Below are 20339 nucleotides of genomic sequence, written 5' to 3'. Positions count from 1 at the left end.
GTATCGTTTGTATTGAATGAAACGGCAGTATAAACCAGCTGAGCGGGGGAGTATTGCCGGTTGCTTGGGGCTGGGCCCTGCGGGCTATTAACATTGCCAAGCCATTCTTAATGCGTGCTTTTGAAAAGCTCGTGGGCTTTCTGCGCTATTTTGGATTTTCCCGATTTGCCTGAAAAGGGTGAAGGCGTCTTTATCACTCCCGGTTACAAGGCACATTGATGCTGCTAATAGTATTGGGGCTAAGCGCACAACCCTTGGCGGCGAGGTGATCGCCAACAGCCTGCAGGCGATGCTGTTGAGTTACATTGCATTGAAGTTTGTAAATCGGCAGGAAAGCGCCACCATCGAACCAATTACGCTGGCGGCCCTCTAACCATTATGGTTCGACTCTCCTCACGCATGCTTCGCCCACTAGGCGCTGGCTTGTTGTTATTGCTGGTTATCTTACTGCTGCTGATTCTGGTGGCGGTAGGCTGGGCCTATAGCGCAGGAATACGCGTCAGTGAGCCGGGGTGGCAGCACGGCCTGACGCTGGGCCAGTGGCGTGTTGTGCGCGACGACTGTGTGGCCGCAAAAGGTACCGACCTGAGCATTGAGAGCGTTTGGCCGCTGAACGTGACGCAGCAGACGCTAGCGTTATATCACTGTGCGAAAAGTGATTCTGCGCAGACGTCGGCTAGCCCCTTTGCTGACGGGCTTCCCTGGGCGCCCCCTTTCCATCTAGACGTTGTCGAACTGGATTTGGCCGGCGTGATGGATTATCCCCTTCCGGTAATGATGCTGACACTCCACCAGCAGGCGCAGCATTGGCAGCTGCAAGCCTCCGCCCCGCACGTGGCGCTACAGGCGCAGTATCAGCGAGCCAGCGGGGCTTGGGAGGCCAGCGGTGAGGGAGCGTTAAACGCAGTATTACCGGACTGGCAGGGCCATTGGCAATGGCGTGGCCAAGGGGCTTGGCTGGGCGAACCCGCTGGGGAAATACAGCTGGATCTTGATTCGGCCGGGCCAGTGTCGCAAGCACAACGGGCGGACCTGCTGGCGCAGGCTCAGTTTCAAGGTGCCCAGTGGCAGTTGGAGGCGGGCCTGTCCCAGCCGTTAGCGCTGAATAGTGACTGGCAGCTGACGGCCGCAGAGCCTCTTAGTGTTTCCGGCAATGGCGTGGCATTAGCTCGGGCAAAAGTGGCGCTGGCGTTGGCCGGCCCGCTTGGCACCGTGACGTTGCAGGCAGCCACTCACTGCGTGCCACCCGAAAACTGTGAACCAAAAGATGGCGCAGACTCGCCTCAGGCGATTGAAAAGGGGCGGGGAATGCTGCGATTGCAGGGCGAAAGCCTGGAGGGAGAAGTGGCGTTTTACTGGCAGGATCGGCTGCTGGTGCTTGAGCCCGCCTCCCTGACTTTGCCGCAAGCAGTCACTGCCCAGTGGCAGGAGCCCTTGCAGATACCCATGGCCCGCTCTGGGGTCACAGCGTTGCCGTTGGCGTTGGGCTACCAAGGATTGAAAGTAACCACCGGTGCCAGTGAGGTTCAGTGGGCACTGGCAGACGACGATGCGCTGGCAGCGATAGAGTGGCAGTGGGCTGGCGATGTGGCCTTGCATGGCCAATGGCAGGGATACCAGTGGCAAGGGGCCTGGCAAGGCGTGGTCGGTAGCCACGGCCTGGAGGGGGCTCCACTCACGCTGAGCGCACGACAAGGGAGTGACCAGCTGACCTTTCGGTTGCCCGTGGATACCTTGCAACAGGCACCATACGGTGCCGAGGCTAGCGTGGCTGGCAGTCTGTCCGGTTACCCGCTAGAGGGTAGCCTGGCGTTTGCCCAGTCTGGTGCCGGTTGGGCCGGCACCTTGCAGGCAAACACCGTCTTGCCGCAGTTTGAACAGGGTGGGCAGGTGACGGTTAAGGCGCCTTGGTCGCTGGTGGATGGCACTGTCAGCGTGGCGGCGGGGAGCCAGGCATCAATCTCTGAAGGTTTGATCGGGCAGGTCTTGATCCGGCCTTTATCGTTGAGTGCAACGGGGCCGTTGCGGATCAATGAACAGGGCATCAGTGGCGACCTGGCCATCCACAGCGAGGGCTTGCTGGCGGCACGCTGGCGTTTGCCGCCGATATCGGGAACCGCGACGGTGGAAGGCGACCAGATTCAGAGCCGGTTAACGGTTAGCGAGTGGCAAAGTGACCTGTGGGCCAACGCCACGCTTGATGGTAATGGGGGGGCGAAAGGGGCCATGGCGCTGCGTAGCGCGCTGAGCCCTGCCATGGGCGTCGGCTTGGACGTCACGCCACGGCAAGGGCAGCTGGAAGGGCGTGGTCACTGGCAATGGGGAAAAACGCTGAAAGCCAGCGGCGATATTACTCTCACCGAGACAGACTTAGACTGGGGCAGCGTCACCGCTCGTGGTGCTGCCGCTGAGCTCCATGGTGAATACCATGACGGTGATATTCAGATCAGCAGCACGGGGCCGGTGACGGTGCACACTCTGGATATCGGTACGCCAATGACCGACCTGGCGTTAACCGTGAAGAGTGACCTGTCACAGTGGAATGTTACCGATCTTCGCGCGAATCTGCTCGGTGGTTATTTGCGCTCTCCGTCGCTGGACTGGCCCTCTGCTCGGCCTCAGCCGGTAGTGATCAGTCGCATTGATCTAGCCCAAGTCGCGGCGCTGCAGAACCCGTCGCCAGTGTTGCTGGCCGGGCGAGTAGGGGGGTATGTTCCGCTGCAACTGGGTGAGGATTTTATGGTTATCGAGCAGGGGCGGCTGGCTAACGAGGGGCCGCTGTCGTTGATCATTCCTGATTCGTCCAGCGTACAAAGCATGGCGGAGTCGAATCAGGCGGTGAAGCTGGCGCTGGATAGCCTTAGTACCTTGCTGATTAGCGATTTTCAGGCTCGCATGGCGATGAATAAAGCCGGTTGGCTGGATGCGAAGATTACCATCAAAGGCGAAAACCCACAGAGAAATAATCTGCCGGTGGTGTTTAACTACACGCACCAAGAAAACATGTTAGCGCTGATGCGTAGCTTACGTATCGGCGATGAAATCACCGAACAACTGCGCACGGAGAATCAATGATGAAACAAGTCGGGCTGGGCACGGTGTTGTTGGCCGGGTGTCTGTTGGCGGCTTGCACGCCTACGGTGGCCCTGAAAGCGCCGGAAGAACCCATCACCATTAACTTGAATGTGAAAATTGATCATGAAATTCGCTTGAAGGTGGAAAAGGATATTGATCAGTTGTTTAGCGAAGATAGCGACCTGTTCTAAGGAGGGGTTATGAAAATGTTAAAACCTGCATTGGCCATGGTGGCATTATTGATGAGCATGGCCGCGTTTGCGCTGAACCTAGGTGAGGCGAAAAGCCAGGGGCTGGTGGGTGAGCAAACGGATGGTTATCTGGGAGTCGTTAAAGCTACACCGGCTGCGGTGGAGCTGGCTGCGGATATCAATCAGAAACGCAGAAATGCCTACGAGCGAATTGCCAAAAAGAACGGCATTACCCTAGATCAGGTGGCGAGGCTGGCAGGGCAAAAAGCCATCGATAAAACGAGACCAGGGCAATACGTAAAAACACCCGATGGACAGTGGGTAGAAAAATAATTTTCATGAAAATTATCCAAATAATGATTAGGTGTCATTAGTGTGTAAGGCAGTGATCACGCAGGATATGCTTCAATAAACCCTGTGTGAAATAACGATTTTTATGGCCGATTTTTTTCTTTTTTATGTTTGGATATCGCAAAATTTGGACGTGACACGAAAGAATATTGTCATAAAAAATGGGGTATTGCGGTTGCCATGCGGCTGCTGATTAGGCCCTTTGCTCTGGCCGGAGAAAATCTCTCTGGCCAGTGCGGGTACATCGGTACACGCCCGCCGTGTGGTAGGCCTCTATTTCGCGCTTTTCAACGTTACACTTTTAACTCAACCTCTCTGCTAACCCCGATGCCCGCCAAGTCCGCTTTTTCACCGCACTGTCCAGCACGGCCGATTTGCCGAATTCCAGCAAGGTGAAGCGATCCCGAGCCCGGGTGACGGCAGTGTAGATTAACTCTCGGGTAAGCAGGGGGTGGGGGGCATCGGGTAATACCAGCAGGGTATGCTTGAATTCCGAGCCTTGGGATTTGTGCACGGTCATGGCGTAGACGGTTTCTACCCCGTCCAGGCGGCTGGGTAATACCCACTTGATGCGCCCGTCCGGCAACTGGAACGCCACTCTTAACAGCAGCTCCGCGGTACCCTTCCTAGTCTCAAGTAAGGGCAGCGTCAGCCCCACATCGCCATTCATTAACCCCAGCTGATAATCGTTGCGCGTCATCATCACCGGGCGACCGGGGTACCATTCCCGTTCCGGCGCCAGGCCCTGTTGTTGTAGGTGGTGGGTGATGCGTTGATTGAGTTGTTCTACCCCGAAAGGACCGCTGCGCAGGCCGCTGAGCAGTTGCTGGTGGGTGAGCTGTTTGAGGAGGCCGGCGGCCCAATCATCGAAATCGTGTCGCTGTGCAGGTGGTGTTGCTACCGCACTAAACAGTGCCCGCAGGCCTGTGTGACCATTACTGCCGTTGAGCAGCAGGGTTTCCAGTTGCTGGTTATCGCTGCTCAGGTGTTGGCGGTACAGGCTGTCCGGGTAGCGTTGAAAGCTCTTGCGGACCTGCGGCAGGTTTTCTTCGTTTACTGCCCGCGCCAGTTCGCCGATGCCGGGGCTGTCCTTGGAGCGCCAGTTGGTGCGCAACATGGCGGTTTGTTGCGCTAGGGCGTTGCCTGGGTTCTGGTCTGTCTCCTGATAGTCACTGATATCCGCGCCACAGGTATTGTTAACGAAGTCGATAGTACGTTGCTTGTAGCGACCTTCGTGGGCATGACGGCACAAGTCACCCATCACGGCACCGGCTTCCACGCTGGCCAGTTGGTCCTTATCGCCGAGTAGAATCAACCGGGTGTGTGGGCTCAGGGCTTCCAACAGGCAAGCCATCATGTCCATGTCGATCATGCTGGCTTCATCCACCACCACCAGATCTGCGTGCAGTGGATTATCCCCATGATGGCGAAAGTGACGGCTGTCTGGCCGGGTGCCGAGTAGACGGTGCAGTGTGGTCACTTCGGTGGGAATGGCATCGCGCACGGTGGCGTCCACGTGGAGTTTTCCTACCTGCTCACCGATGGATTCGGTGAGCCGTGCCGCAGCCTTGCCGGTGGGAGCGGCGAGACGAATACGCAGGCGCTGGTTATCGGCCATTGCCAGGCTTTGCAGCAGGCCTAACAGGCGTACCACTGTGGTGGTTTTGCCGGTGCCGGGGCCGCCGGTAATGATGCTGATCCCGCTGCGGCTGGCCAAAGCACAAGCCACCTGTTGCCAGTCGGTCTGGTTGTCGGAACCGGGAAATAATTTGGCCAGGGCTTCGCGCAAGGGGGCTTCAGGCAGTGGATTGACGGTGGCCAGTTTTTGCTCGATGGCGTCGGCCACGGCCACTTCCCGGGCCCAGTTGCGGCGCAGGTAAAGGCGGCTGCCGTCCAGTACCAATGGTGTGCTGCCGTTTTGGCTGACCAAGGTGCTTTGCTGCAGTTCATGGAGCCAGTTATTGGGCTCGCCGGGTAACAGGGCGACCAGCTCCGGCGGCGGGTTGCTGCCCCAAAGCTGGGTGGCTAACGCGCGGTTTTTTAGATCCAGACACAGGTGGCCACTGGCTTGCTGGTTGCTGGTGAAGGCGGCGAGTAATAACACCTCGTAGCTTGCTTGCGGGCATTGTTGTTTCAGGAAACGGGCAATGGCCACGTCCAGATCGCGCAGCAAATTGTTGTCGCGCAGCAGGATTAGCGCGTCTTCCCAGGTGAGGGCGGAGAACAGGTCAGCTTGCATAGGATGTCTCCAACCCGGTGGGAGGTTGAACGTTGATCGTTGGAACGCGAGAAGGGCTCGAGCCTGTCGAGCAGGCTCTATGTTGCGATTTGTGTGTGGTGCGCGGGCACGGCATTGCAGTGACAGCAGAGTGCGTTCGCATTTCTGAACGTTGAACTTTCAACTTTTCCCTCATTCCTCACCCCCAAACATGACATCCAGCGCTTCGATCAGTTCGCTATCCGGTCGATCGAATACGGTACCCGCCGCCGGGCCTTGTAAACCACGCAGAAAAACATAAACCGCGCCGCCCAGGTGCTGGTCCGGGTGGTAATTCGGTAGGCGGCTTTTTAGCAGGCGATGCAGGGCCAGCAAATAAAGCACGTATTGCACTTCGTAGCGTTTTTCCAGCACCGCGGCGGTCATGGCATCCAGGGTATAGGCGCTGTCGTCTACGCCCAGCCAGTTGGATTTGTAGTCGAGCACGTAGTATTTGCCCTCGTGTTCGAACACCAGGTCGATAAAGCCCTTGAGCATGCCATTGAGGGTGTCGGCTTCCAGTTTTGGGCGCGGGTAGTGCGGGGCAATATGTTGTGGGTGAACGTGCTGGCGGATCAGGGTGTCCATGTCGGCCACGTTGACTCGATGGGCAGGAAACAGGAATTCCAGCTCAGGCACATAGGTGTGCAGGGTATCGAGAGCGACGCTTCCTTCGCTTAATGGCAGCGCAGTGGTGACCGCCTGCTTCCACCAATGGCGGATGACGTCGGTGTAATCCTGCCAGCCCCGGGCCTGGAGTTTTTCTTCCACGCTGGTTTCAAAGTCCATGGGGTCGGCCAGGGTTTGTTGGAAGCGCTGGTTGGCGGCCTGCTCAAGCACATCATGCAGCAGCGTGCCCGGCGCTGCGCCGCGTGGGAAAGCGTGGATGGTATCGGCTAACGGTTCCACATCCGCGGCGGGTTGTTCGTCCTGTTGTTCTGCCAATTGATCCCCGCGCGGGTCCGCGGGTGCCAAGGTTTCCTGCTCCTGTTTGAGCGCGCTGTAGCTGGCAATCCACCAGGGTTGCCGTTGGCGGGGCGCAGGTATCAAGGGCGGGCGCAGGGTCTGTGATTGCGCTTGAGGCTGATACGATTCGGTGTTGCTGTGCGGTGCCTTAATGATGTTGACGGCATCGTTTGCGACGGGTGCAAGGGCGGTGCTCAAGCCATCGTTGGCCACGCCGTTGCCGAACAGTAACCGGCCGATGGCGCTTTTTTCCAATTGGTTCTGTTTACCCCGGCCTTTGATATAGGGGGCCAGCCCCAGCGTGCAGCGGTGGCAGGCGCGGGTCAGTGCCACATAGAGCAGGCGCATGTCTTCGGCGAGGCGCTCGTGATCCGCCTTGCCTTGTATTGTGTCGTCCGGTTCCAGCGATACATTGAGATGATCGTTCTCGTGGTAACGCAGGGGTGGTTTGTTTTTGTCCGCCGGGCGGAAGCTACAAATAAAAGGCAGATACACCAGCGGGTATTCCAGCCCTTTAGATTTGTGAATGGTGATGACCTTTACCCGGTCGTTGTCACTTTCCAAGCGCAGGATGCTTTCCTTGCTGCTGCCACGGCCTGCTTCAACCGTACTTTCTACAGTGTCTTCAAGATAACGAATCAAGGATTGCTCGCCATCCAATTGGGTAGCGGCTTGCTGTAACAGTTCGGCCAGGTGCAGCAGGTTAGTCAGGGCACGCTCACCGTCCAGGTTTTGGCTAAGCCGGGCGGGCACATGGAAATCCATCAGCAGGCTGCGCAACATGGGCAGCACGCCCTGGTTTTGCCATTGCTGCCGGTAGCCGTGGAACTGCTCTACGGTTTCTTCCCAGCGCACTTCATCCTGGTTGAGGGCATCCAGCTCCGCGTAGGCCAGATCCAGCACGGCGCAGGCAAGGGCACTGCGTACTCGAGTGTCGGATTCCGGGGTCGCGCAGGCGTGCAGAATCAGCAGCAGATCATGGGCTTCGGGCTGGGCGAAAACGGAATCCTGATCGGACAGATAAACGCTGCGCACATTGCGTTGCATTAACGCATCGCGGATGGCTTTGGCTTCGGTGCGGTCGCGCACCAGAATGGCGATGTCGTTGGGGTGCAAGGGCCGGAAGGTGTCGCCTTTCTGAAATCCGGTAACGCCGTTGACCGCACCATTAAGCAGGTGCGTAATTTCACTGGCGCAGCGTGCGGCCTGTTCGTCACGGTACTGGCCGGCACTAACGGGTTTTTCCTTGTCGTCTACCCACAGGGTAATGCCGGATTGTTCTGTCTTGTCGATCAACAGAACATCCTTGCGGCCATTGGCTTTCACGGCGTTGAAGGGGATGGCGTTGTCCATCATGAACACATCGCCAAAGGTGCTCTGGCTGTAGTGGAATAGATGGTTCACCGCCTTCACCATAGTGCGAGAAGAGCGGAAGTTGGTGTCCAGCGTGTAGTGGTTGCCTTCGGTGGCCTGGCGCGCTTTCAGGTAGGTGAAAACGTCGGCGCCTCGGAAGGCATAGATGGCTTGCTTGGGGTCGCCGATCATAAACCAGCCGGTGCTTTGCTGCCCTTCATAAAGGGCGGAAAAAATGCCGTACTGGGTCGGGTCGGTATCCTGAAATTCGTCGATCAATGCCACCGGAAATTGATCGCGGATGACCTGGGCAAGCCGTTCGCCATTACCGCCTTTCAAGGCGTCGTGCAGGCGGCTGAGCATATCGTCGAAGCCCATGGTGGCGGTTTGCCGGCGTACTTGATCCACGCGCTGGTCGATCCAGGCGGCGGCATGGGTGAGCAGCTCGGTGCGGGGCAGTGCGCTGTTCGCCCGGCCTTCCATTACCGCATCCAGTTGTTGGCAAAAGGCAAAGCTCGGGCGGTGCTCTTGACCAGCCTTGGTGAGCTTCATGCCTTCGTGGGAAAACTTGGCCAGGGTGTCATAGGCCTTGCCGCTGAGCCGTTCGCCATTGGCATAGCGCTGCAGCGTATGCAGCATGCCGGGCAGGCTGGTGGTGCGGTAGCTATTGCCGTTTAGCCATTTGTTGTCGCGAGCGGCGCGTACCCATTCAAGAAAGTCCGGCAGTTCGTGGGCCAGTTGCTGGCGGGCCTGCTGGTCCCGTTCCTCTTGCGGGCCGGTTTGGTTCAGCCAGTGAGCCACGCTTTGCGGTAACGCTGACGGGTCGGCTTCTTTCAATCCCAGTAAAGGGCGACAGGCTCCCAGCAAGGCGTCCGGGTTGCCCAAGTTCTCGTTTTGCAGGGCATTGGCCGCGCTTACTGGAAATTGGCTAATCACCGAGCGCCAGTAATCTCGAGCAGCCAGTTGCTGCTCTTCGCTGGCGTCTTCCTGCAATTCCAGGCTGAACAAGCTGCCCGAGTCGAAGGCGTGCTGTTTGAGCATGCGGTTGCAGAAGCCGTGGATGGTGTAGATGGCGGCTTCGTCCATCCACTGGGCGGCGGCATCCAGGCGCTGGGCGCAGCTGGTGCGTTGTTCGTTTTCACTGTAATCGCTAAGCAGTGCCGCCAGCACTGGATCGTCGGCTTCAGCGTGGGGGTCGGCAAAAATGCGCGCGGCATCAGCCAAGCGGTCGCGGATGCGTTCGCGTAGTTCTTCGGTGGCGGCTTCGGTGAATGTGACCACCAGAATTTCCGGCGGCAGCAGCGGACGTGAAAACCCGTTTTCGCCTCCATGGCCCAGTACCAGGCGCAGATAAAGAGCGGCCAAGGTAAAGGTTTTGCCGGTGCCCGCACTGGCTTCGATCAGCCGGGTGCCGTGCAGTGGAAAGGTAATCGGAAGCGGACGTTCAATGTTCATGCGTCATCCCCCGGTTCGAGCCACTGGGCATGCTGGTAGAGCGGGGCATAGAGTTGTTCAGTCCAGTATTCGAAGGCGTTGGCATCGCCATGGGAGGCGGCCAGTAAGGTGTCGAAGTCGGCCCAGGCGCGGGCAATGGCCGGTTCTTTTTCCTGTTCGCCGGTATGCATAAAACCGGACTCAAACACCTTGCGTGCTTCGTTCTCACCGTTGTCTTTTTCTTCCCCTTTTAGCCAGGCGAAGGCGGTAGCGCAGGCCACGGGCAGGGGTTCGCATAACGCCTTCTGCCAGGCGTAACCTAGCTGATCCAGGCATTGCTGGGCGTCGCTGCGATGAATGTGGGGCAGGCTAAAGCGCCCGTCCTGACCTTGAATATGCGTGGTCAACGGCAGCCCGGCGGCGCAGGCGGCCAGGTGTAAGGTCCAGTCCCGAGTCAGTTTGTCGAATCGCTCTTTTAACTTGCCGGTGTGCAGCACCAACCGTTGGGCGTTGGCGCTAGAGCCACGCAAATCAGTGAGCCAATCTTCGATTTGTAAGGGGCCGGCGGTGAGGCGAATTTCCTGCTGTGGTTGCAAGGTTCCGCTGTCGGCCAGCAGCGTAAAGTAGTGTTCCAGTGGCTGCGCGAGCGGCAACAACAGGCTGTCGCGGTTGCCCTCGTCAAAGGGCGCCAGGGGTAGGTCGCCGCTGCCAGCGAGACGGTCCATGGCTACGCGCATGGCGTCATTGGCATGTTCCGGGCCGGCGCGCAGCGCTTCATTAAGCAACTGATCCTGTAACTGGAAACGTTGCAGTCCATCGAATGAAAACGGTTCGCTGTCATCCAGCACTTGGCGCTGTTGTTTCAGGCGCGCCTTTAAGCGCTGCTCGAAAAAATGGGCCACGGGTTGTTTGAGAAAACGCCCCAGGGCGGCGCAGGAAATGGGCTCGTTATTTTCCAGTGGCGGCAAGGGCTGATCATTGTCGACCCTGTGCGTTTGCTCCTCGTGGAGGGCGCGCCATTCGTTGGCGTAGGTGTGCAGGATGTGGGCGTCGGCGTTGTTGGCTGCACTGGCGTCGTTGGCCGAATAAAAATAACGGGCGCTGAACGGTTGCAGCGGATGCGACACAGTGAGGGCGTCCACCGGTTCGCCCTGATCGGTGTGCCAACGTTGATTAATGTGATCGCGTAGTTGTGCCACCAGTACCGAGGGCGGGCGTTCACTGTTGTCGCGGACGTTGCGGCCTGTCCAGCTAATGTAGAGGCTGTCGCGGGCACTGAGCAGGGCTTCCAGAAACAGGTAGCGGTCGTCGTCGCGGCGGGAACGATCCCCTGGGCGGTAGTTACCCCATTGCCGCATTAAATCAAAGTCCATGGGTTGCTGTTGGCGCGGGTAGTCGCCGTCTTTCATTCCCAGCAGACAGACATGGCGAAAGGGAATGGCGCGCATGGGCATCAGGGTGCAGATGTTAATACGCCCGGCCATGAAGCGCTGTGACATGCTCTCGGCATTGAGGGCATCGAGCAGGGGGCGGCGGGCCACGGTGAGAGGCAGGAGGCTGTCGAAGTCGGCTTCGGCGCAAGCGGCCAGCCAGTCGTTAAGGGCATCGCGCAGGCTTGCATCCAGGGTTTGGTCCGCTTCGTCCACGGGGTTGAAAAGATCATCGAAGAGGGCGGTAAACCGTTGTTGCCAGTGCCGGGCACTGGTGTCCTCGCGCGATTGTTGCCAGTGATATTCCAGGGTGTCGAGCAGTCTGGATAATCGGCCGGCCAGTTCGGCGCCCAGACCAGCGACTTCGTCCAGGGGTTCAATGCCCATCCAGGCCGGGCCGTCGCCGAGCAGGTAGCCGGCCAGCATCCGTTTCAGGCCGAAGGCCCAGCTGTTTTGTTCGAAGCCAGGGACATCCAGGGTTTTGCGTTGCGTGCTGTTGAGCCCCCAACGAATCCGCGCCTGATCGATCCAGCGGGCCAGTTGTGGCAGATCGCTTTCGTCGATGCCGAAGCGTTCGCGTACGGCGGGTACATCCAGCAGGTCGAGAATGTTGGTGGCGGTGAAGCGCCATTGTGGCAGGTGTAGCAGAGACTCGACGGCCTGTGCCAACGGCGAGGCCGCACCGGCGCTGCGGTCGCTGAGGGTGTAGGGCAGATAGCGCGGATCGTCCCGTTCCAGCCGGCCGAATACGGCCTCAATGTGCGGGGCGTAGACCTCGATATCCGGCACCATCACGATCACGTCGCGGGGCTGCAGGGTGGGGTCGGTGCTGAAGCGATCCAGCAATGCGTCCTGAAGAATTTCCACTTCCCGTTGAGCACTGTGGGCGATGCGGAAACTGAGTGAGCCATCAGCGGGTGACGCGCTACCGGCTCTCAGTGGCGGACGTTGATCCGGTTTGGGCAGGGGTTCCAGGTCGAGAATATCCTGCTGCAATTGTTGCAGCACACTCTGTGGCTCAATGGTTTCAAACAGATCAATCTGATTGTGAAAGACGCTGCGATAGCTGTCCGGATCGTCGTGATCGTAGAGCAGGCCGATAAAGTCTCGCCCTTGTTTGCCCCAGGCGGCCAATAATGGATTAACCCGGTTTTCCGGCATGGTGGTCACATGCCGCTTGCGGTTGTCCAGTTGGCGGCGCAGCAGTTGTTTATCTTCGACGATATCCGCCCAGTAATGCTGACAGGGATTTTGTACCAGCATCAGTATTTGGCAATGCTGGCTAAGCGCGGCCAGCGCTTCCAGAGCCTGCTGGGGCAGAGCGCTGATGCCGAAGATAATCAGCCGGCGTGGCAGGCCCGCAGGTGACGTGCCTTGTTCCTTTTGCAGAGTGAGCGCGGCGATGAAATCCCTGTGAATGGCGCTGCGGCTTAGGCCCCGTTTACTGGAATCCATGTCTGCCAGCAGAGCACGCCATAGGTGGGCCTGCCATAACTGACTGGTGGGAAATTCATCGAAGGTATCCCGATCCTGGGCTTTACGCAGGCGGTCGTTGCCGTTTTCCCAGTCGTCCAACCAATCTGCCCGGTACATTTGATAGGCATCGAACAAATCCGCCAGTCGCTCGGCCAGTTGGTGGCGTTTGCGGCCATCCACATCGTCGGCAAGAAAGTGGCGTAGCGGGCCGAAGTGTTCGCTATTGAGCAGGGTGGGCAGCAACCGGTACAGCCGCCACAGCAGGCGGGATTTGTCGAACGGGGATGTGCGCGGTACCTGGTCTTCACCCAGCACGGTGCGATAGGCCCCCCACAGGAATCGGGCTGGCATCTGGAACTGGAAACCGGCGCTGATGCCGAGTGCATCCGCCAGCTGCAGTTTCAGCCACTGCGCCATGCCGTTGGACTGCACCAGAAAGGTTTCCGTTTCCAGTGGTGGCAGTGGCTCACGCTGCAGCCAGTCCGCCACCAGCTCGGTGAGGGTTTCCAGACGGTTGCCGTGCAGCACCATCAGCCCGTTTTGCATGGACATTCCTTGCGCGAAATTGCGTTTGTGCGAAAGGGCCTAGCCTAAGGGAGAAGCGCTTGCCGCGCTACAACAGGTGCTAAAGCAGGGGGAGCTAGAAGAGGGGGGCGGCCAGGTTCTGTTGTGGGGAAATAATTGGGTGGCAGGGGCGAGTAACGAGTTTCGAGTCTCGAAAAACAAAAAATACTCTTCAGGCTGAAGGTTTTGACCTTCGCAGCTGGCTCCTCGTAACTCGCCCCTCATTACTCACTACGGAATCGCTATAGCACGCTCATCCACCAGTTAAGCCGTTCGCGCTTTTGTGTTTGTGGTTTCTCCAGCTGCTCTTGCGCTGGCGGGGTGTCGTCTTCACTGGCCTGGCTGGGCTGAATACCAAAGGTTGGATATAGCGATGCCACCAGCAGCACCGCCATGGCGCGATTAAAAGCGCGCAGACGCCGCCCCTGATGCAGCCAGTTCTTCAGGGCCGCGCCAAACAGGTTCCAGCTGCTGATCAGCGGTAATCCGACAATCAGGAAGGTGCCAGCAATGATTGCTGCGCTAAGGGTAAAGTTCTGCGGCTGGGTAAAGGTGGCCACACCGGTGAGAATCATCATCCATGCCTTGGGGTTTACCCACTGAAACAGGGCCGCCTGCATAAAGGTCAGCGGTTTGGCGTTGTAGCGTTTGCTTTTCAGGTTGCGGGTGCGCACCAGTTGCCAGGCCAGATACAACAGGTACAAGGCACCGCCCACACGCAGTGCGGCAACGGCTTGTGGGAAGCGGGTTAGTAGCTGACCGAGCCCCAGCGCTACGTACAGTAGTATTACCTGACAGCCGATGGCGATGCCCAGAATGTGCGGCAAGGAACGGCGGAAGCCTGCGTTGGCACCGGATGCCATCAGCATCAGGTTGTTGGGGCCGGGGGTACCGGTCATGACAGCGACAAAACCGATCAATGCCACAAATTGTTCCGTCAACATGAGGATATTCCTGTTGTCTCAAACGGGGTTGGGAGGGTATTTCTCTCGTGCAGATACGGGGCAATAGCGTGCCAGGCTCTGGCGACGTACTGGTCTTTTTCACCAACCGGGGCCACGTAGTGCAAGGCACTTTTAGCTGCGGCTTGTCCTTCGGTTCGCGCGATAATCCATGCAGCCAGATAGGGGGATGCGAGGCAGCCCCCCGCGGTAGCGATGTTGCCGGTTGCATGGAAAGGCTGGTCCAGCACGGTGACCCCGGCGTCCTGTACCCACAGTTTGCTGGTGAGGTCGGTACAGGCAGGGATATCGCCGAGCAGCCCCAGCCGGGCAAGAACAAGCGCTCCCGAGCACTGGGCGGCGATCAGCTGGCGCGCGGGGTCTAGCCGTAGCCTTGTCATGATGGCGCTGTCGTTGATGACCTCTCGGGTATTGATACCACTGCCGATGATGACCGCGTCGGCAGTGGGAGCTGCGTCCAGGCTGGACTGGCTATGCACCGTGACGCCGTTCATGGAGGTGATCTGGCGCTCGGGGCTGCAGAGCGTGACGCGCCAATCCGGCTTGTGGATGCGATTCAACACGCCGAGGGCGATAAGCGAATCCAGTTCGTTAAAACCCTGGAAGGTGAGTATCGCGATGTGCATAGCTGTCCGCCTGTCCGTTTTGTGAGTGTGTAGATGGCATCGGAGCGCCTCTGGATAGACTAGGTGGACAGTCTCTATGGATACAGATATAACAATGTGAAATTGATGCGGTACAGATTGGATTTTCTTTTATCTGTACTGCTTGTGGCGCACGCAACTGTATCGATTTGGACTATTTCATGACCTTGTATCAGAGCCTGGCGGACCGGCTTCAGCGATTAATTGGCGAGCAGGTATACCCGGTGGGTAGTCGTCTGCCCGGCGTGCGGGTGCTGGCCGAACAGCAACAGGTCAGCGTGTCCACGGCGGTGAATGCGTGCCGGGAGCTGGAACAGCGCGGTGTGCTGGAAGCGCGCCCCCGCTCGGGGTATTACGTCCGTCAGCCACCGGTGCTGCGCGAGCCGCCCCGGGTGGCCACTGCCAGCCGGAAACCTCGCAAGATCACCGGGCAGGAACAGGTTCTGCAGATGCTGCAGAACGTGAACAACCCGGCGGTGGTCAACCTCGGCGCGGCGGTGCCGGCGCCGGAATTTATGCCGGTGGCGGCCATGGAGCGGGTTTTCCATGGCGTGTTGCGTGAGCAACGGCGTCGTTGTGTGGGGTATGAATTCCCGCCCGGGGCACCGGAGTTGCGCACCCAGATCGCCCGTCGATTGGCGGGCATGCAATGCGCGGTGGCACCGGAAGAGGTGCTGATTACCAATAGCTGCCAGGAATCCGTGGCGATTGCCCTGAAGCTCACGACGCGCCCCGGCGATACCGTGGCGATTGAATCGCCCACGTATTACGGCTTGCTGCAGGTGATCGAGTCTCTGGGCCTGAAAGCGCTGGAGATTCCCACCGACCCGGAGCAAGGGATCTCGCTGGAGGCGTTAACGCTGGCCCTGGAGCGCTGGCCGGTGGCCGCCTGTGTGGTGGTGCCGAATTTTTCCAATCCGCTGGGCGTGTGTTTGTCTGATGCCCGCAAACGGGCCCTGCTGACGTTGCTGGGCCGTTATCAGGTGCCCTTGGTTGAGGATGATATCTATGGGGATCTGCCGCTTTCCGGACCGCGTCCCCGGCCCATCAAAAGCTGGGATGATGACGGCCTGGTGTACTACTGCGCTTCATCGTCAAAAACCTTGTCTGCCGGGTTGCGGGTGGGTTGGCTGGTGTCGCCACCGGCGCAGCAGGAACGCGCAGAATATCTGCAGTTCATCAATACTGTTTCGGTGAATACGCCGGGGCAACTGGCCCTGGCAAAGTACCTGGAAACCGGGCGTTATGACCGTTTTCTTCGCCAGTTGTGCGCAGATCATGCATTGGGGGTGGCAAGAATGACGGAGCGGGTCACCCAGCTTTTTCCCCGGCAAACCCGGGTCAGTCGTCCGGCCGGCGGGTTCGTTCTGTGGGCAGAATTGCCCGACGACGTGGACACCACAGAGTTGATGGCGGCCGCGCTGGAAAAGGGCGTCAGCTTTGCACCGGGGATTTTGTTTTCCGCGTCCGGAAAATTCAGCAATTGCCTGCGACTCAATTGTGCGGTGAAGTGGGATAACCGGGTGGAGCAGGCACTGGTGACGCTGTCGCGGTTGCTGTAACGGCGGAATGGAAGACTGCTTTCTAGTTACGAGTTACGAGTTACGAGTTACGAGAAGCTAAAACCGGTTTTGCATTTCGCTTCTCGTAACTCGTAACTCAGTTTCTATGCCTTCGGCGGCGTTGCCTGGATTTGGCTTACATCATTACAGAGCCAAGCACTTCGCGCTTGTCGTCCTGCACTTTGATGATCTGGCCGCCTTCCTTGATCAGGGGATAACTTTCCTGCGTAGCGATGACCGAGATGGAACCATCGGCGTTATAGGTCAGTTCAGCTTCATTGCCCAATCCGTCGGTCACGGTCTCGGTGGTGCCAGCCACCTTGGCGCCTTCCTTGCTGATCGGGTGGTGCCAGTCCAGAACCCGATGGAGTTAAAAATGATGATATCGCCCAGCAGCGACAGGCCGTAAACGGGAATCCACCAGAAGGCAAAGGAAATCCCCTGATTGATGAACTTGTTGTTGGTGGCGTCTGAGTTCCAGTCCTGCACGGTATCGAACAGGGCATTCTGGCCAAGACAGCCGGTCAGCAGAGCGGCGACAGATACGTTGGTGATGATCTTTTTCACCGGACTCACCTTGAGTTGGATGCGTGAATTATTGCTGTCATTCTGCGGCAAGGGGAAGCAGGGACAGTGAATAGTTAATCGTTAATAACGACGCGACTGGAGTGGAGTGCTGTTGCAAACGCAAGAGGCCACGCCCGGACTCCGGGCGCGGCCTCTTGCACTTCAGAATCAACAACGCGTTTCTGCGCCGTTATTAATTATTCACTCTTAATTATTAATTGGGTTTACTCGCTTTCCATTTCTGCCAGCTCATCTTCAAAGAAGAATTTCTCTTCGCCGAAGGCCGGTTCCAGATGATTGAGCCAGGTGGCTTCTTCGTTGTATTTGGCGAAGAAGGGGCGCTGGACCCAATCGTGGTTGCGGCCTTGAATGAAACGCAGGGCGAAAACTTTCTCGCCGTTGATTTCGGTAACGCCCTGGATTTCCACCTTGCCCGGGTGGCTGGACATGCTGGGGCCGCGCGCGGTGCGAGCGATGCCGGAGACCTGTTTCATGGCATCGCGATAGATGTTCCAGGCCTTGGCCAGCGGCACTTCAAAGTAATGGCGGGCGCCGGTGTCTCGCTCTACGAACATGTAATAAGGAATGATGCCCAGCTCGACCTGGGTTTGCCACAGGCGCGCCCAGTCGTCGGCGTTGTCATTAATGTGCGCCAGCAGCGGCCCCTGGGCACGGATCACGGCACCTGTGGCGCGGACCCGTTTCACCGCTTCACGGGCGATGTTGGTTTCCAGTTCCTGCCAATGGTTGTAGTGGGCCATCAGCGCCAGGTGTTTGCCGCTGGCGATCACTTCTTCGAACAGGTGTAGCAGATCCTTGGCGTCGGCATCGGAGACCACGCGCTGGGGCCAGAAGGTGAGTGCCTTGGAGCCGATACGGATGGTGCGGATCTGTTCCAGTTCCAGCAGCGGCTCGATATGAGCTCGCAGGTTCTTGGTTTTCATCACCAGCGGATCACCGCCGGTAATCAAGACATCGGAAATTTCCGGGTGGGCTTGAATGTACTTCTTCAGCTGGCCGGCTTCCTTGGTAGCGATTTTCAGGTCGTTGTCGCCGATGAACTGGGCCCAACGGAAACAGAAGGTGCAGTAGCTGTGGCAGACCTGACCCTGGCTGGGGAAAAACAGCACAGTCTCGTTGTACTTGTGTTGGATGCCTTCGATCTTCTCGCCGTCCACTTCTGGGATGTTGTGTTCCATCTGCCCCGCAGGGTGCGGGTTCAGCGCTTCACGCACTTCGGCGATAGCGGTTTTAATGGCGGTTTTGTCGCCGCCACGCATGGCATCGGCGACCTTGTCGAAGTGTTCCGGGGCCAGCATGCCTTTCTGGGGAAAGGTGAGCTGGTAGATGGGATCATTGGGCACATTATCCCAGTTGATCAGTTCGTTGATCACATATTCGTTGACCCGAAACGGCAGAACATTGGCCACCACGTCCATGGCAAAGCGGGTCTCGTCGTCCAGGCGCTGTAGCGGTTCGATTTTGTCCAGCTGGCGCGCGGTGTAGACCTTGAAGCGACGGGGCTCGTCGTAGGCGTGGTCGAAAGTATGGGCCAACGTGGCGGTGCTTTCTTGGATGTCCTGGTGCAACGGAATAACGGTATTGGTTTCGGGCATGGTATTGCTCCTCATCATGCGCCGGCATGACGTAAACGCCGTCAACACCGGTACACTGGTGTTATCTAAACCAGTGGAATAATCGTGACTACTGATGGCCAGCGGCGGCTGGCGCTAAGCTGGGGCTTGTTAGCCCGTTTTACGTGCGTCGGCGTGGCAACGCAGAGGACTTGGAACGGATTGCCCCCCAGCCATATCGGGGGGGAGAGTGGTCGTTATCTGTACGCGGCTTAACTGGCGCCAGCTGACCGGTGCTCCAAAAGAGGGCGTATTCTAAGGAACCAACGAGCAAAGCGCAAAGCCCCACCGCCTCGGGCCTAGCCGGTTATGCTATCGTTGGGCCGATACCCGCTTCAGGGACGGAACTTGATGCCTTTGGATGCCACTTACTGGACCGCTGAGATTGATGCATTATTGATAATGCTGGAACCCTATTGGCCCTACGTGGCAGCCGTCATTAGTATCGGGTTGGCGGTAACAGTGACCGTGCATGTCGCTCAGAACAAACGTGATGCTCGGGCGGTGGCAGCGTGGACCGGTTTGGTCTGGCTGGTGCCGGTGCTGGGTGCTGTGCTGTATTACATGCTGGGGGTCAATCGCATTCGTCGGCGGGCTCGTCAGCTAACCGGTGGGTTGATCGACAGTAACGATGGCTGGCGTATCGCTGCCGAACCTGAACCGGATCTTGAACACCTGAAGGTCCTTAGTCGTCTGGTGGGGCGGCTGACACATCTGCCGCTTACTGATGGCAATCATATTACCCTGCTGGATGCGCCCATCGCTTATCAGGCAATGATGGATGCCATCGATAGCGCCACGGAAAGCATTTATCTGGCGACCTACATTTTCGGCAATGATGCTGCCGGCAAGCCGCTGGCGGATGCGCTTTCGGCGGCGGTGGCGCGCGGGGTCAAGGTGCGGGTGTTGGTGGACGGCGCCGGCGCCCTGTATTCCTTGCCTTCGATAGTCTGGCGCTTGCGCCGTGGCAAGGTGCCTGTGGAGCGTTTTCTGTATTCCCTGGCGCCGTGGCGCATGCCGTATTTGAATCTGCGCAATCATCGCAAATTTATGGTGGTGGACCGTCGCTATGGGTTTACCGGGGGGATGAACATCCGGGCGGGCTATATACAGCAGCCGCCAAAGATCACGGATTTGCATGCCCGTATTGAAGGCCCAGTAGTAGGGCAGTTACTGCGCACTTTTGCTGCTGATTGGTATTTCACTAGTGGTGAATTGCTGGACACCTGTTATTGCGGCCCAGCTTGGCTGGGCGCAGTGCAGTCCCGGGGTATCAGTGCTGGGCCGGATGCGGATTTCGATAAACGTCGGATGACGTTGCTCGCGGCCATTGGCAGCGCTGAATCCCGAATTCGCATTGTTACCCCGTATTTTGTGCCGGACCTGACTCTGCTGGCCACATTGCAACTGGCGCTGCTTAAAGGCGTGCAGGTGGAGATTGTGATTCCTCGCAAGAATAATCTGCGGCTGGTGCACTGGGCCAGCCTGCATGCTTTGCGCTGGTTGGTATCGGAAGGCGCGGAGCTGTACCTGTCACCGCCGCCATTCGACCACAGCAAGGTGATGACGGTGGACCGGCACTGGGTCATGTTGGGCTCGGGAAACTGGGATGCGCGCAGCCTGCGATTGAATTTTGAGTTTGACCTGGAATGCTATGGGGAGGCGTTAGCTGGGCAGATTGATGAAATGCTGGATGAACGTATTGCGTTGTCTCAGCGGTTCGACCAAGCGGGTTTTGAGCAGTTGGCACCTTGGCGACGGGTCCGTAATGCACTCGCGCATATGCTGGAGCCCTATTTATAAAAGGGGGTTAGTTAGCGCTTAGAGAAAAGCGTGATTATTTGTGTGGTCTTGATCGCGCACTGCCGGATTG

Annotated in this window: 13 protein-coding genes; 5 read left to right on the top strand and 8 right to left on the bottom strand. The window is 58.2% G+C overall.

What is annotated here, in order from left to right; translation table 11 throughout:
• The first annotated feature begins 378 nt into the window (after positions 1–378).
• The 3 genes from Y017_RS12825 to Y017_RS12815 are packed head-to-tail and all read left to right on the top strand — an operon-like array spanning position 379 to position 3599.
• Positions 379–3075, top strand: a complete 2697-nt coding sequence (locus Y017_RS12825) for a YdbH domain-containing protein (protein WP_035461281.1) — start codon at positions 379–381, stop codon at positions 3073–3075.
• Positions 3072–3266 carry a YnbE family lipoprotein gene (locus Y017_RS12820; protein ID WP_011589103.1) on the top strand — a complete coding sequence of 65 codons (195 nt, stop codon included), beginning with the start codon at positions 3072–3074 and terminating at the stop codon, positions 3264–3266. Before Y017_RS12825 ends, Y017_RS12820 begins: the two co-directional genes overlap by 4 nt.
• A 9-nt stretch (positions 3267–3275) precedes the next feature.
• Positions 3276–3599, top strand: a complete 324-nt coding sequence (locus Y017_RS12815) for a YdbL family protein (RefSeq protein WP_035461280.1) — start codon at positions 3276–3278, stop codon at positions 3597–3599.
• A gap of 319 nt (positions 3600–3918) precedes the next feature.
• Here the strand turns inward: Y017_RS12815 and recD are convergent, their stop codons facing one another.
• The 5 genes from recD to Y017_RS12790 form a co-directional block, all read right to left on the bottom strand.
• Positions 3919–5856 carry an exodeoxyribonuclease V subunit alpha gene (gene recD / locus Y017_RS12810; RefSeq protein WP_035461279.1) on the bottom strand — a complete coding sequence of 646 codons (1938 nt, stop codon included), beginning with the start codon at positions 5854–5856 and terminating at the stop codon, positions 3919–3921.
• Between the two features lie 171 nt (positions 5857–6027).
• A complete protein-coding gene (recB, locus tag Y017_RS12805; RefSeq protein WP_035461277.1) occupies positions 6028–9648 on the bottom strand; it encodes an exodeoxyribonuclease V subunit beta in 3621 nt (1206 codons plus the stop codon).
• Positions 9645–13079, bottom strand: coding sequence for an exodeoxyribonuclease V subunit gamma (gene recC, locus Y017_RS12800; RefSeq protein ID WP_051428775.1), 3435 nt, complete (start codon positions 13077–13079; stop codon positions 9645–9647). Before recC ends, recB begins: the two co-directional genes overlap by 4 nt.
• Before the next feature lie 260 nt (positions 13080–13339).
• On the bottom strand, positions 13340–14041 hold the full coding sequence (locus Y017_RS12795; RefSeq protein ID WP_035461273.1) for a LysE family translocator: 702 nt from the start codon (positions 14039–14041) through the stop codon (positions 13340–13342).
• Positions 14035–14685, bottom strand: coding sequence for a DJ-1/PfpI family protein (locus Y017_RS12790; protein WP_051428774.1), 651 nt, complete (start codon positions 14683–14685; stop codon positions 14035–14037). The genes Y017_RS12795 and Y017_RS12790 overlap by 7 nt, the downstream gene beginning before the upstream one ends.
• 179 nt (positions 14686–14864) lie before the next feature.
• Here Y017_RS12790 and Y017_RS12785 point away from each other — a divergent pair, with 179 nt between their 5' ends.
• Positions 14865–16265 carry a PLP-dependent aminotransferase family protein gene (locus tag Y017_RS12785; RefSeq protein WP_035461271.1) on the top strand — a complete coding sequence of 467 codons (1401 nt, stop codon included), beginning with the start codon at positions 14865–14867 and terminating at the stop codon, positions 16263–16265.
• A gap of 136 nt (positions 16266–16401) precedes the next feature.
• Here Y017_RS12785 and Y017_RS14940 read toward each other — a convergent pair whose 3' ends face one another.
• The 3 genes from Y017_RS14940 to Y017_RS12775 all read right to left on the bottom strand — a co-directional run bounded on the left by Y017_RS14940 (position 16402) and on the right by Y017_RS12775 (position 18448).
• Positions 16402–16563 (bottom strand): hypothetical protein, encoded by a 162-nt coding sequence (locus Y017_RS14940; protein WP_155849269.1) that lies wholly within the window; start codon positions 16561–16563, stop codon positions 16402–16404.
• Positions 16560–16832, bottom strand: a complete 273-nt coding sequence (locus Y017_RS12780) for a DUF3332 family protein (protein ID WP_051428772.1) — start codon at positions 16830–16832, stop codon at positions 16560–16562. Before Y017_RS12780 ends, Y017_RS14940 begins: the two co-directional genes overlap by 4 nt.
• Positions 16833–17056: 224 nt before the next feature.
• Entirely contained in the window at positions 17057–18448 is a 1392-nt protein-coding gene (locus tag Y017_RS12775; RefSeq protein WP_197017568.1) for a KamA family radical SAM protein, read from the bottom strand.
• A 369-nt stretch (positions 18449–18817) separates the two neighbouring features.
• Between Y017_RS12775 and Y017_RS12770 the strand changes: the two genes are divergently transcribed.
• Positions 18818–20269 (top strand): phospholipase D-like domain-containing protein, encoded by a 1452-nt coding sequence (locus Y017_RS12770; protein WP_035461269.1) that lies wholly within the window; start codon positions 18818–18820, stop codon positions 20267–20269.
• The last annotated feature ends 70 nt before the right edge of the window (positions 20270–20339 follow it).

The sequence above is a fragment of the Alcanivorax sp. 97CO-5 genome (genome assembly GCF_000524665.1).
GTDB lineage: Bacteria > Pseudomonadota > Gammaproteobacteria > Pseudomonadales > Alcanivoracaceae > Alcanivorax > Alcanivorax borkumensis.
Note: the sequence above shows the minus strand (reverse complement) of the source record. Positions and strands in the feature narration are given on the sequence as shown.

Coding starts and splice junctions, on each gene's coding strand:
- Y017_RS12795 (WP_035461273.1), bottom strand. CDS start 14,041: ATGTTGACGGAACAATTTGTGGCATTGATCGGTTTTGTCGCTGTCATG.
- Y017_RS12775 (WP_197017568.1), bottom strand. CDS start 18,448: ATGCCCGAAACCAATACCGTTATTCCGTTGCACCAGGACATCCAAGAA.
- Y017_RS12770 (WP_035461269.1), top strand. CDS start 18,818: ATGCCTTTGGATGCCACTTACTGGACCGCTGAGATTGATGCATTATTG.
- Y017_RS12790 (WP_051428774.1), bottom strand. CDS start 14,685: ATGCACATCGCGATACTCACCTTCCAGGGTTTTAACGAACTGGATTCG.
- recD (WP_035461279.1), bottom strand. CDS start 5,856: ATGCAAGCTGACCTGTTCTCCGCCCTCACCTGGGAAGACGCGCTAATC.
- Y017_RS12825 (WP_035461281.1), top strand. CDS start 379: ATGGTTCGACTCTCCTCACGCATGCTTCGCCCACTAGGCGCTGGCTTG.
- recC (WP_051428775.1), bottom strand. CDS start 13,079: ATGCAAAACGGGCTGATGGTGCTGCACGGCAACCGTCTGGAAACCCTC.
- Y017_RS12815 (WP_035461280.1), top strand. CDS start 3,276: ATGAAAATGTTAAAACCTGCATTGGCCATGGTGGCATTATTGATGAGC.
- Y017_RS12820 (WP_011589103.1), top strand. CDS start 3,072: ATGATGAAACAAGTCGGGCTGGGCACGGTGTTGTTGGCCGGGTGTCTG.
- recB (WP_035461277.1), bottom strand. CDS start 9,648: ATGAACATTGAACGTCCGCTTCCGATTACCTTTCCACTGCACGGCACC.
- Y017_RS12785 (WP_035461271.1), top strand. CDS start 14,865: ATGACCTTGTATCAGAGCCTGGCGGACCGGCTTCAGCGATTAATTGGC.